This window comes from Algoriphagus sp., from assembly GCF_039969895.1.
Taxonomy (GTDB): domain Bacteria; phylum Bacteroidota; class Bacteroidia; order Cytophagales; family Cyclobacteriaceae; genus Algoriphagus.
Window position 1 is genome coordinate 535574 of record NZ_JBDVMZ010000014.1, and the last position, 12721, is coordinate 548294.

Annotated in this window: 9 protein-coding genes; 3 read left to right on the forward strand and 6 right to left on the reverse strand. The window is 43.2% G+C overall.

All coding sequences use genetic code 11. The annotated features are described in order from the left end of the window. Positions 1-342 precede the first annotated feature (342 nt). The 5 genes from ABJH64_RS13605 to ABJH64_RS13625 all read right to left on the reverse strand — a co-directional run bounded on the left by ABJH64_RS13605 (position 343) and on the right by ABJH64_RS13625 (position 5927). On the reverse strand, positions 343-2574 hold the full coding sequence (locus ABJH64_RS13605; protein WP_348274341.1) for an NADP-dependent isocitrate dehydrogenase: 2232 nt from the start codon (positions 2572-2574) through the stop codon (positions 343-345). An 836-nt stretch (positions 2575-3410) separates the two neighbouring features. Beyond that, on the reverse strand, positions 3411-4208 hold the full coding sequence (locus ABJH64_RS13610; protein ID WP_348274342.1) for an amidohydrolase: 798 nt from the start codon (positions 4206-4208) through the stop codon (positions 3411-3413). Next, positions 4205-4759 (reverse strand): peptide deformylase, encoded by a 555-nt coding sequence (gene def, locus ABJH64_RS13615; RefSeq protein ID WP_348274343.1) that lies wholly within the window; start codon positions 4757-4759, stop codon positions 4205-4207. Before def ends, ABJH64_RS13610 begins: the two co-directional genes overlap by 4 nt. Beyond that, positions 4756-5169 carry a Holliday junction resolvase RuvX gene (gene ruvX, locus ABJH64_RS13620; protein WP_348274344.1) on the reverse strand — a complete coding sequence of 138 codons (414 nt, stop codon included), beginning with the start codon at positions 5167-5169 and terminating at the stop codon, positions 4756-4758. Before ruvX ends, def begins: the two co-directional genes overlap by 4 nt. Next, positions 5169-5927, reverse strand: coding sequence for a hemerythrin HHE cation-binding protein (locus ABJH64_RS13625; RefSeq protein WP_348274349.1), 759 nt, complete (start codon positions 5925-5927; stop codon positions 5169-5171). The genes ruvX and ABJH64_RS13625 overlap by 1 nt, the downstream gene beginning before the upstream one ends. A gap of 168 nt (positions 5928-6095) precedes the next feature. On the opposite strand from ABJH64_RS13625, the gene ABJH64_RS13630 reads away from it, so the two are divergent. Both ABJH64_RS13630 and ABJH64_RS13635 read left to right on the forward strand, forming a co-directional pair. Beyond that, positions 6096-7757 (forward strand): S41 family peptidase, encoded by a 1662-nt coding sequence (locus ABJH64_RS13630; protein ID WP_348274345.1) that lies wholly within the window; start codon positions 6096-6098, stop codon positions 7755-7757. Between the two features lie 133 nt (positions 7758-7890). Further along, positions 7891-8322, forward strand: coding sequence for a VOC family protein (locus ABJH64_RS13635; protein ID WP_348274346.1), 432 nt, complete (start codon positions 7891-7893; stop codon positions 8320-8322). A 235-nt stretch (positions 8323-8557) separates the two neighbouring features. Here the strand turns inward: ABJH64_RS13635 and ABJH64_RS13640 are convergent, their stop codons facing one another. Beyond that, the gene (locus ABJH64_RS13640; protein ID WP_348274347.1) at positions 8558-10516 is read right to left on the reverse strand and encodes a M1 family metallopeptidase; all 1959 of its coding nucleotides are present in this window, start codon (positions 10514-10516) and stop codon (positions 8558-8560) included. Positions 10517-10675: 159 nt separating this feature from the next. On the opposite strand from ABJH64_RS13640, the gene ABJH64_RS13645 reads away from it, so the two are divergent. Next, entirely contained in the window at positions 10676-12502 is a 1827-nt protein-coding gene (locus ABJH64_RS13645) for a TonB-dependent receptor (RefSeq protein ID WP_348274348.1), read from the forward strand. The last annotated feature ends 219 nt before the right edge of the window (positions 12503-12721 follow it).

Sequence of the window (12721 nt, forward strand, 5' to 3'; positions counted from 1 at the left end):
AACCGATCCAATCACCTTTCAGAATCTCAATTGGCAAACGATATTTGTTGACCAAGGGAAAGACCCCGAACGGGTTCAAACCTCTCAATAACCATGGGGGAAACCCGTGGTTTAGCCAACTCCCCAAAGATTTTACCGACTCCGAAGGGAGTCGAACTTTTCAAAGACCTCAGCGGAGTGTGTAGCCTTTCCGATTGCACTGTTGATAGATTCTCGGTGTAATCCGCCATCGGGAGTAATTTCATTTCTCAACATTACTAAAGGTTGATATGTACCGCTAGTAGCTAAACAAAAAAACCATCCCAATTACTCAGGATGGCTTTTACTTATACTAATTTTCTTTTATACTAAAGTCGTCAAAATCTCATTCAGCGTAGCACTTGGCCTCATTGCCTGTGAAGCCAATGCCGCATCTGGCTTGAAGTAACCTCCAATGTTTAATGGCGTACCTTGAGAGCTATTCAACTCATGCACGATCACTTGCTCATTTGCTTCCAGCGCCTTAGCTAGCACAGAGAATTTGGCCTTTAACTCAGCATCTTTAGTTTGCGCAGCAAGTGCCTGAGCCCAATACAATGCCAGGTAGAAATGACTTCCTCTGTTGTCCAACTTCCCTACTACACGAGCTGGAGACTTATCGTTTTCCAGGAATTTGCCAGTGGCTAGATCTAGCGTTTCGGCTAGAAGCAAAGCCTTTTCATTATGGAAGGTTTGTCCCAAATGCTCCAAAGAAACTGCTAGCGCAAGGAATTCACCCAAGGAATCCCAACGCAAGTGGCCTTCCTCCACAAATTGCTCCACATGCTTAGGTGCAGATCCACCCGCGCCAGTTTCGAACAACCCTCCACCGTTCATCAATGGAACGATCGAAAGCATTTTGGCCGAAGTACCCAATTCCAAAATCGGGAATAAATCTGTAAGGTAATCTCTCAACACATTTCCAGTCACAGAGATCGTATCCATACCTTCCTTAATTCTAGCCAATGAAAGGTTGGTTGCCTCTATTGGGGAAAGGATAGAAATCTCCAGTCCAGTCTGATCGTGATCAAGCAGGTACTTGTTCACTTTTTTGATCAATTCAGCATCATGCGCTCTATTCGGATCCAACCAGAAAATAGCTGGAGTATGGGACAATCTCGCTCTTGTCACCGCTAGCTTCACCCAATCCTGAATTGGTGCATCTTTGGTCTGGCACATTCTCCAGATATCACCGGCAGCTACTTTATGCGAGAAGATTTCGTTTCCATTTTGATCGATCACTTTAACTTCGCCGGCATACGGAACTTCGAACGTCTTATCGTGAGAACCGTACTCTTCTGCTTTTTGAGCCATCAAACCTACGTTTGGCACCGAACCCATCGTGGATGGATCGAACGCGCCATGCGCTTTGCAGAAGTTGATGGTAGCTTCATACACTCCAGCGTAAGATCTATCTGGAATGACGGCTTTGGTGTCCTGAAGTTTCCCAGCTTTGTTCCACATCTGACCAGAAGTTCTGATCATCGCTGGCATAGAAGCGTCGATAATTACATCACTCGGCACGTGTAGATTGGTAATTCCTTTATCAGAATTTACCATAGCCAAATCTGGTCTATCAGCATAACACGCTTCGATATCGGCAAGAATCACGGCCTTTTGCTCAGGAGAAAGCTTATCCAGATTGGCGAATAAGTCTCCGAAACCGTTGTTCACATCCACGCCGATCTCAGCTAGTGCTGCAGCATGCTTAGTGAAAACAGGCTCGAAAAACACGTTCACCGCATGACCAAAGATGATAGGATCTGACACCTTCATCATGGTTGCTTTCATGTGCAAAGAAAAAAGGACCTGTTGCGCTTTAGCATCCGCTATAGCTTTTTTCAAGAAACTCTTTAGCGCAGCGATGCTCAACGTAGAAGCATCTATGATCTCTCCTGCCTGAAGTTTCAAGCCTGATTTTAGTATTTCCTTTTTTCCAGAATCTCCATGCAGCTCAATGGAAACGACAGCTTCATCAACCATGGTGTGAGACTTTTCACTTCCATAAAAATCCCCTTCCGTCATGCTGTCCACATGAGACTTGGAGTCCGCAGACCATTTGCCCATGGAATGAGGATGCTTTTTAGCATAAGCTTTGACAGCTTGTGGAGCTCGACGGTCAGAGTTTCCTTCACGGAGAACTGGGTTGACGGCAGAACCTTTGATTTTATCGTATTTTGCTTTTACCGTTTTTTCCATGTCAGTTTTTGGCTCTTCCGGATAATCAGGAAGCGCGTATCCCTGAGATTGAAGCTCTTTGATCGCAGCTTTAAGCTGAGGAATGGATGCTGAAATATTAGGTAGCTTGACAATGTTTGCTTCTGGAGTTTTGGCGATTTCCCCCAACTCAGCCAATGCATCAGGGATCTGCTGCTCAGGTTTCAGGTATTCAGGAAAACTGGAAATAATTCTTCCTGAGAGGGAGATATCTCGAGTCTCTACGGACACTCCGGCGGATTTAGTGAATGCTTCTACAATCGGTAAAAGAGAATACGTCGCCAAAGCCGGAGCTTCATCGGTCAGCGTGTAGAGAATTTTTGGAGTTTGATTGCTCATGGTTATTAGATTTCAAAAAGGCTAGTTTCACCCTGATCCCTCCACTGACCAATCACTGGTCAAATCCATTTTGTAAGTGAAATGGAATGGAAAAAGCGGATCAAAGTCTTAAAATGTTGGGGCTAAAATACGGAAAATATCCTTGTTTCAAATCCCGCCGGCGTAAAGTACTGAGGGTCTGAATTAAGGATTATTTTATCTGGAAATACCCGGATTTACCAATTGATTCCTATTCCCGATTTAGCAGACAGAAGACGGGAGACGGAAATGGCATCTATGTAGGTATATGCACTAGCTGAGATGTTTTCTTTTTTCCGGTTGAGAAATAGAACCTAGCTAGTATTGATTATATCACGAATTTAATGGTGCTGAAACAGGGTTGTTTTGGGATAACCGTTACCAGAGGAAGTATCCGGATGGTTGAGCCGTTCGGGATTTTCGGTTTTGGGCTGGTTTTCAAACCGTTAAAAAAATGACTTAGCTCCCGAGGTACGAGAGGACAAGTCGCTAAGAAAATTCCTGTCAGGCGTTTTTAAAAATTAGCCAGGTGTGGGGAGGGAATCTTTTTTAGGTGTGCAAGGCATCATAAAATTCCGCTGTCACTTCATTTCAACTTAAAACCACAGCTGCCTGAGGCAAGAAAAGACCGCGGCTCGGTTTTTTCTGGTTACTTTCTGCCTGCCACGAAGTGACATAGATAAACTTGTGGAAATTCGCTATATGCGCTCGGAACGTTGAAACTTCGATTAAGTAAATAAAAATATACCTGTCTAAACTTTTAGAGTTTTAATATAATAGGCATTTTGCTTCTCCACTAAAGTCAAAGTAAAACCGTTTTACTTGACAATAAAGTCATCTGAATCCATCCAAGCTGGGAATTTCTCGCGATAAGAATCAAGCGCCTCAGCATCCAAAGTCAACACAGAGATCTTATTGCTTTCTCCCAGAAACTCCAGTTGGGTTCCTTTGAAGTCGTAGGCAGCAGAGTGCCCATTGTATGCTATTCCGTTTCCATCCTCACCTACTCGATTCACTCCTATGCAATAAGCCAAGTTCTCGATCGCTCTTGCCGGCAACAGCATATCCCAGGCAGAAACTCTCGCTGCTGGCCAAGAGGCTATGTAAAAAATCAAGTCGTAAGCCAACTTAGCCTCAATCATTCTGTTTCTCGACCAAACCGGAAATCGTAAGTCGTAACAAACCTGCGGGCAAATCTTCCAGCCATTCAATTCAAAAATCGGAAGTCGATCCCCCGCAGAAAAAGATTGATCTTCGTCAGCCATCCGAAAAAGATGCCGCTTGTCGTAATGCTGGATCATTCCATCCGGACTGATCCAAAGCAGCCGATTGTAATACTTGCCATCGACTTGGATAATTGCGCTTCCGGTAATGGTAGCATTCTTTTGCGCAGCCATCTGACGCATCCACTTGCAGACATTCAGGTTCATGGGCTCCGCTAACTCAGCTGCATCCATACTAAACCCTGTAGGAAACATCTCAGGGAGGATAATCAAATCAACTCCATTCTCGATCTCCCACATTTTCTCTTCCAGCATCGCCAGATTCGCCACTTTATCCTTCCAATAAAGTTGCGTTTGAACTAATGCTATGTTGAGTTGGGGAGATTTGATCATTTCAAAGGATAGATCATTCGGTAATCTGTAGAAACTTTGCCTTTGCTGACGTCAATCAGTTTGGATTTGACAAGTCGTTTTTTGAGGCCTTTCAGGTAATCTATAAATAAAATCCCTTCTAAATGATCAAATTCATGCTGAATCACCCGAGCAGTCATGCCTGAGAATTCCTCCTCCTTGAGGTTCCAATTCTCATCGTAATACTCAATAGTCAAAGTATCCGGCCTTGTGATCTCTGCATGAACATCGGGAATACTCAGACATCCTTCTTCGAAGCTGTAATCATCCCCATATTCTTCCAAAATAATAGGATTGATAAACGCTCTGCGAATACCCACTTCCTCGTCCTCCTCGTCCAGCATCAGCGTGCTATCAATCACAAAAAGGCTAATTCCCTGATTAATTTGTGGAGCTGCCAAGCCTACCCCCTTGGCATTATCCATGGTGGCATACATACTTTTGATCAGCTCATCGAGGTCGGTTCCTTCAGCAATCTCCTCGGCTACTTTCTTCAAAATCGGGTTACCGTAAGCAACTATTGGGTAAATCATTGTTTCTCTAAATAGGATTGTAGAATAATCGCCGCGCTCACCTTATCTAGGTTTCCGGCCTTTTCTTTTCTGTCTTTCTTTTTACTCCCCATGGCGATCATGCTCTGCATGGCCATTTTGGAGGTGAATCGCTCATCGACGAGTTCTATTTTTTTATCGGGAAAAGCCTTCGACAGCCTATCCTTCATCGTAATAACTTTGGGAGTCATCTCATTGTCCTGCCCATTCAAACGGGTGGGATAACCCAGAACAAAGGTATCTACCTCCTCCTTTTCGCAGTACTTTTTCAAATAATCAAGAAGTGTGGAAGTTTCGATGGTTTCCAGAGGGTTGGCTAGCATTTTCAATGTGTCAGTGACAGCCAGGCCAGTACGCTTGGTTCCCAGATCAATCGCGAGTATTCTGGGCATCAGTTTTTTCTAGTTATTTTTTGGAGTTGACGGAGCGCTTCTCTCTCCAGTTCAACAGCTTTTGGGAAAAGAAGTTCATCTTCGATTTTGGCGTGAATTCGTAGTTCATGCTCGAAGTTTTGCAGCTCATGATAGAGTACTTTCATCGTAAGCGGAGCATCTGCAGCTAACGAATAATCACACGTTAATCTTCTGATTCCCTCCATTTCATCGTCGTGAATCTCATGCTGATCTGCCAACTTATGAATTGGATCTCTTTGCAAAATAGTGATGGCATCGAGGAGAGAAAACCTATTTTCTTCGACGTCATGAAGCAATTCTATTCTTTTGAACAACCTACTTTCTTCCTCATGAATGTGATGGATAAAATCCTCCACGAACAAGGGAAACATAATTCGCAAATCAGCCACTAGAGGAGCATAAAGCGGTTCCGGATCGATTCCCGATATGATATTGGAAAGGAAAGGTAATTCCTGACGCACAAAATAGTAGTGCTTCTTTTTCAAGTAAGCGACCAAAACTTCGATGGGATTCAGGTAAAGCTCTTCGGTAGTTGGTTCTTTTCTTTGCGCCCAGGATTCCAACTCCGTAATCACCTGAGAAGCATGAACCTTATGCTTTTTGCAAACATCCTCCAGGGATTGTGAAGTGTACTGATAAAAGCTGATTCCGAAATAATGGAGCACAGATGCAAAGACGTAGTTTTCAGAAACTAAGTCTCCCACCAAGGCTTTTTCAAAATCATTTCCAGTTTGCATCATGCAAAAATAATTTTTTTAACAGAAAAAAGGGGAATAAATTCAGCCATTATACCTTCCCCTCGTATAAACATTTATTAGCTTTATCAAAACACTAACCAAAAAGAGGGTGTTTTAGCGTAAGTTCGAACAACAATAAAAACAAATAACCAACTGAAAGAGAAAGTCGTGAGCGAGACAAAAAATACAAAATCCCAAATCCGTCTGCCAATCATTATAGCGATTGCTATATCAGCCGGCATCTGGATTGGGGCAACTTTTGCCGAACCTAAAGGCAATCAAAATGATCTTAGGGCTGCACTTTATAGACTGCAGGAGATCATGACCTACGTAGATCGAGATTATGTGGACAGTGTCAATTCTGGAGAATTGATAGAATACGGCATCACCAAAATGCTGGAGCACTTAGATCCACACACCAGCTACATTCCTGCGCGAGATGCTTCTATCGCCCAGTCCCAATTGGACGGAGAATTCGATGGCATCGGAGTGGAATTCGGAATCATTCGTGATACCATCTACGTGGTGGCTCCCCTGACTGGCGGCCCATCCGAAGCGCTAGGCATCCAATCCGGTGATCAAATCATCCGTGTAGATGGAGAACTAATGGCAGGTGTGGGTGTGACTAATCGAGATGTCTTCGAAAAACTGCGTGGACCAAAGGGTTCTGTAGTCGTGGTGGACATGAAACGTAAAAATCAGAAGGAACTGATCGAATTCAAGATCACCCGAGACAAAATCCCACAATACAGCATCAATGCCTCCTACATGGTAGATGATGAAATCGGTTACATAAAAGTGACTCGTTTCGCAGCGACTACCTACGATGAGTTCAAAGAGTCGATTGCAGATCTAAAAAGCAAAGGCATGAAGAAATTGGTCATCGATCTTCAAGGAAATCCGGGAGGCTATATGGGAGCAGCCATTTACATGGCAGATGAGCTTTTGGGCCAGAAGGCGATTATCGTATCTCAGGAAGGAAAAGTAGAACAATACAATCAGGTGGTATCTGCTTTCAGACCGGGGATGTTTGAAGATGGCTCTGTGATTATTCTAGTAAATGAGGGATCTGCCTCTGCTTCTGAGATCTTAGCTGGAGCTATTCAGGACAACGATCGTGGATTAATCGTAGGTAGAAGATCCTTCGGGAAAGGCTTAGTCCAAATGCCTATTGATTTGGCAGATGGCGCGGAGTTGAGATTAACCATCGCGAGGTATTACACTCCGTCAGGTAGATCTATTCAAAAACCTTATGGTACGGACTACGAGGCTTATGAAAATGACTTCATGAATCGATTTGAGCATGGTGAGCTTTTCTCCTCAGACAGTATAAAATTCAACGACAGTCTGAAATATGAAACCGTCAAAGGTCGTACAGTTTATGGTGGCGGAGGTATCATGCCAGATTACTTTGTGCCGTGGGACACTACGATGTCCTCGGCTTATGTGAATAGACTATTCAATTCAGATACGCCGAGAGAATACATCCTTGATTTTGTTAATAACAACAAAGCAAAGTTTGAAAACATGACTGTAGATCAATATTATGCTGACTATGTAGTCACTGATGCGATGCTAGAAGATCTGATAGAATATGGCAAGAAAAATAAGGTGGAGTTTGATGCGAAAGACTTCAACAAGTCAAAGGCATACCTCAAAACTTTGATCAAAGCGCACCTCGCCAGACAAGTTTATGACGATAGCGCGTTCTATAAAGTAGTCAATGACATCAACGAAGTCTATCAGCAAGCCATCAAATTATTTGGGGAAGCGGAGAAAATTGACTCTGCAACAGACCTGAGAAAGGCTGCTGAAGAAGAGGAAGAATAAATAGAAAATTCTTTCGAAAAACTATCAGGGAGCATCTGCCACAGCGGATGCTCCCTGTTTATTATATCCACTTTTATTTTTAAACTACCAGCAAATGCGCTAACATTAGGTCTATTAAACTCATCTCAAATCCATGAAAACCTTATTCACCATTTTACTAGTAGCAATCACTATGAGCACTTTTGCCCAGATCAAAGTCAACCATATTGCTGTTCATGTCAGCAACTTGAATTCCAGCAAGGAATTCTATGAAAACATTGTTGGCCTGACAGAGATTGAAGAACCCTTCAAAGACAACCTCCACGCATGGTATGATATCGGAGGTGGAGCAGCACTTCATATCATCGAGGCAGCGAATGTACCTACTCAGATTTCCAAAGTGAACCACCTTTGCTTCAGTATGAAGGACATGGATGCCTTCATCAAAACCCTCCAAGACACCAATTATCCATTCGAAAGCTGGGTGGGAGAAAAAGGAAAAGTAACTATTCGAGTAGATGGAATTCGCCAAATATACATTCAGGATCCAGATGGAATGTGGCTGGAGATTAATGATGATTATTGATAGCGCTGGGTAATTTCAATTATCGCTGCAAACGAATTGTTGCAATCCCGTACAGCTCTCGGGTTCAGGCTTGTGCAAATTTCATTGCATTCTTTAGCCTAAAAGGAAGCAAGTACTGCCTCCCTTTAGACAGACAGGCCTGAAGATTTGAACAAAGCAATTCCCTGCTATCGCTGCGAATCCTCTGTGATAAAAAAATAAAAAAATCCCGGACTCTCATCCGGGATTTTGCTTTTTAGTTGTCGTACAAATTCAATGGCCAACTGTCATTGCCCAAATCTACGTCTGGCAGCAGCTTAGTTGGATCGATCACCACCGACTTCACTTTCTTATCTGTCTTCAGCAAATAATTCCAGGTATCACCTCTTTGCCAGATCTCTACAGGAAGCATTTTCAGCTCAGTAGAACCATCTTCAAAGGTAACTTCCAATTGCACCGGCATTGGCATATCACCTTTATTTGCTAATACAACCACGTAATTTCCTGCATAAGGGATTACTGCATTTACGCCCAAGTCAATATTGCCTGTGCCGTAGAACCAACCCTGCCAAAACCAGGAAAGATTTTCTCCTGCTACATTCTCCATATGATTGAAGAAGTCTGTCGGCTGTGGATGCTTATATGCCCAGGTTTTGATGTAGGACTTGAACGCATTGTCAAATCGCTCGTGACCTAGCACATACTCTCTTAATATCAACAATCCCATGGCGGGCTTGTTGTAGGCCAACATTCCTAGGTTTCCAAGATTAACTACATCTGGATAAGTATCGATTCCTTCTCTAGTTTCGCTAGTGAAAAAATTCAGATATCTCCGTGTTTGATTTAGGTTTGAAGGATATTCTCCGTCATTGAATTCCAACGTGCTGTAATGATTAATGAACGTATTGAAACCCTCGTCCATCCATGCGTAGCGACGTTCGTTTGTTCCTACGATCATTGGGAACCAGTTGTGGCCAAATTCATGATCCGTCACACCCCACAGGCCTTCGCCCTTGGAATTATAGCTACAGAAGTTCAACCCAGGATATTCCATCCCTCCTATGTCAGCTGCTACGTTAGTTGCGGTAGCATAAGGAAATTCAAACCATTTCTCTGAATAGTGCTCAATAGAAGCTTTGCTATATTCTGTAGATCTTGCCCATGCTTCCTGTCCATCTGATTCTTTAGGGTAAGCAGATTGAGCCAAAATTGTCTTTCCGCTAGGTAAGTTGATTTTCGCAGCATCCCAGATAAAAGCCTTAGAGGTACCAAAAGCAATATCACGGCTATTTTGAATGGCGAAGTGCCAGGTAATGGTCCCTTCCTGCTTAGGTCTGGTCAATTCGGTGTTACCAATCTCATCTGCCGATACCAACATCACAGTAGTATCGCTTTTTTTCGCTTTAGCATAGCGATCCTGAAGTTCTTTGCTGAGGACTTCTTTCGGATTCAATAGTTCGCCAGAACCCACCACGATGTGGTCATACGGTACAGTCACTTTGTAATCAAAATCTCCATATTCCAAGTAGAATTCACCTGCACCTAAGTAAGGTTCAATATTCCATCCCTCGATGTCGTCAAATACAGCGACTTTAGGATACCACTGCGCAAAGGCATAGATCCATCCGTCTTCCACTTCTAGTCTTCCCATTCTGTCCATTCCTTCTACTGGAACTTTAAATGAGAAATCCATAGAAACTGTCGCAGTACCGCCCTTAGCTGGGATAGGCTCATTGAACCACACCTGCATGCGGGTATCCGACACGATATGTTTGGAAGAAACAGACCCTTTAGAACCAACTTTAGCCTGAAGGTTTGCGATGTCATAACCACCGTCTGTATCGCCATTATAGCGATTACCTTGGATAGGTGTAGTCAAAGTACCACGGGAATCTTCTGTAAATCTATTTTGCTCCAAATGCATCCAGATAAAATCCAGAGATTCCGGGCTATTATTTGTGTAGGTAAGGGTAATGTTGCCCGACAGCGTATGATCCTGATCATTGAGTGTGACAGCTATCTGATAATCGGCCCTATTCTGCCAGTATCCCACATTGGGTTTGCCTGAGGCAGTTCTAGTGTAAGTACCTTTCCGATTGATGAATTCTCCAAATTGTTCTTGGTTATTCTCCTTTACTTCTTGAGCAAAAGAGTTGCTTACTCCTGCGAGCATGGCTCCTGCAAAAAGTAGCTTAACTATAATGTTCCTGCGCATACTATTTTTTTGATTTAGACCTAAAAGTAAGAATTAAGGCTTTAAGCTCCAGTAAAATTTACAGCAGATGCTTCCCTTTAACCAATTTTTAGAAGAAATGCATCATAGGAAAAAGCATAATTATGCCGCAAATTTGACTGATTATTTACAATTAGCTTCATGAAAAAAAATCTACTCTTTCTAGTACTAATGGCTTTTAATTCAATTCTAAAAGCTCAAACGGATAGCACTACTCAGGATCTTGGGGAAGTAATCATACAGGAAAACAGAATCCAGATACCTTTTTCCAAACAAAGCCGAAACATCTCTCTGCTAAGCAAGCGCCAAATAGAAACTTCACCTGCACGAAGTCTAGCTGAGGTATTATCCTTTGTGCCCGGGGTCGATGTGAGACAACGGGGCGTCACAGGTGTGCAATCAGACATTAGTATCCGTGGCGGATCATTTGAGCAGACGCTGATGCTTCTCAACGGTATCAAGCTGAGTGATCCACAAACAGGTCATCACATGATGAACATCCCTGTGCCGCTAGTGAATATAGATAGAGTGGAAGTGTTGAAAGGTCCTGCGTCCAGAGTCTTTGGCCAAAATGCATACGCCGGAGCAATCAATGTCATCACCGAATTGAGTGATCGAAGTTATGCAAGAGTCCAAGGCTATGCCGGTGACTTCGGGATGAAAGGTGTCAATTTTGCCGGCTCTCTTCCAGTTGGAAATTACAAGCAAAACTTGGCGATTTCTTACGATGATTCGAATGGCCATTGGTACAACTCGGATTATCAGGTGAGTACTATTTTCTATGAAGGCGGCCTGCTTATCAATGAGAAAAACGAGCTAAAAGGCATGATCGCCTACACGGATCGGAATTTTGGAGCCAATGGTTTTTACTCCAGTTCTTTTCCTGACCAGTGGGAAAGCGTCCAGACGACCTCAGCATCAGTGAGTCACACATTGACTCTTGACAATTTCTACCTCAACACCCGAGGGTATTTTAGAAGAAATAAAGACGAATACGTCCTGAAGAGAAATGAGCCTTCATTTTATCAAAACTTCCACACCACAGATGTTTTTGCGCTTGAGGCAAACGGCAATTTTGAGACTAAGCTTGGTACCACTGGCTTTGGTCTTGAGACTAGAAAAGAAGCCATCGAGAGTACAAATCTTGGAAACCGTGACCGCGTGTTGACTGGAATCTTCTTGGAACAATTAGTCAATTTTGGTACAAAGGTGGATTTAAGAGCTGGTGTGTATTCCAACTACTATTCGGAATTTGGCTGGAAACATTTCCCCGGAGCTGAACTGGGTTTTCAAGCAACGAAGGAGCTTAGACTTTACTCAGGGTACGGGATCAGCTACAGAATCCCAACTTATAACGATCTGTATTACGTGGGCCCAACTAACATTGGGAATGACCAGCTTCTACCCGAGCAGGCACAAAACTATGAGATTGGAGCAAAATGGTCCAAATCAGGACTATTTGCAGAGCTAGTGTACTTCAATAGAAGCACGGATAACCTAATCGAATGGACCAGACCAGATGCTAACACGCCTTGGCAACCACAGAATTTCAGTGAGGTGAAGTTCAATGGAATAGAGGCTTCATTGAATTATAGAGTGAGCCCAACCGGTAGAACCATCCATGTGAAGGAGTTTATGATTTCCTATAACTACATCAATGCAGACTTGATCAATCAGCCTGGAATAGAAACCCGGTATGCCTTGACCGCATTGAAAAACCAGGCGATTGGAGGAGTACTACTGGGAATAGGGCAAAAGCTGGAATGGAATACCAAAATGAGATATGTGGAACGAATGAACCAGGAACCCTATTTCCTACTGGATATGCGGGCAGATTACAATAGAACGGGAAAGCTCGGGTTCTTTGCCGAAGCCTCAAACATCACCAATGCAGACTACATGGAAGCTGGAACTGTGCAGATGCCAGGAAGATGGTTCAGAGCGGGATTTATGTTGAATTTTGAGTAAACAACAAGTACAATTCGAAAAAACGCTAGGCTGTTTCAAAATTTGAGGCAGCCTATTTTTTTAAACAAAAAAAATCCCGAACATAGAATCCGGGATTGAATGTGGGAGTTGATCCCGATGCATCGGGAGAACCCCCGACCCTTCCGATTGCATCGGAATGCGCTGAATCATTCCACCTGAGTTCCCTCAGCGACGCTGCTCAATCAATTCTTTAATTTT

Bases quoted from the DNA above. Each gene is read 5' to 3' on its own strand.
- ABJH64_RS13625 (WP_348274349.1), bottom strand. From the start codon at position 5,927: ATGCAAACTGGAAATGATTTTGAAAAAGCCTTGGTGGGAGACTTAGTT.
- ABJH64_RS13635 (WP_348274346.1), top strand. From the start codon at position 7,891: ATGAAAACCTTATTCACCATTTTACTAGTAGCAATCACTATGAGCACT.
- ABJH64_RS13640 (WP_348274347.1), bottom strand. From the start codon at position 10,516: ATGCGCAGGAACATTATAGTTAAGCTACTTTTTGCAGGAGCCATGCTC.
- ABJH64_RS13605 (WP_348274341.1), bottom strand. From the start codon at position 2,574: ATGAGCAATCAAACTCCAAAAATTCTCTACACGCTGACCGATGAAGCT.
- ruvX (WP_348274344.1), bottom strand. From the start codon at position 5,169: ATGCCCAGAATACTCGCGATTGATCTGGGAACCAAGCGTACTGGCCTG.
- ABJH64_RS13610 (WP_348274342.1), bottom strand. From the start codon at position 4,208: ATGATCAAATCTCCCCAACTCAACATAGCATTAGTTCAAACGCAACTT.
- ABJH64_RS13645 (WP_348274348.1), top strand. From the start codon at position 10,676: ATGAAAAAAAATCTACTCTTTCTAGTACTAATGGCTTTTAATTCAATT.
- def (WP_348274343.1), bottom strand. From the start codon at position 4,759: ATGATTTACCCAATAGTTGCTTACGGTAACCCGATTTTGAAGAAAGTA.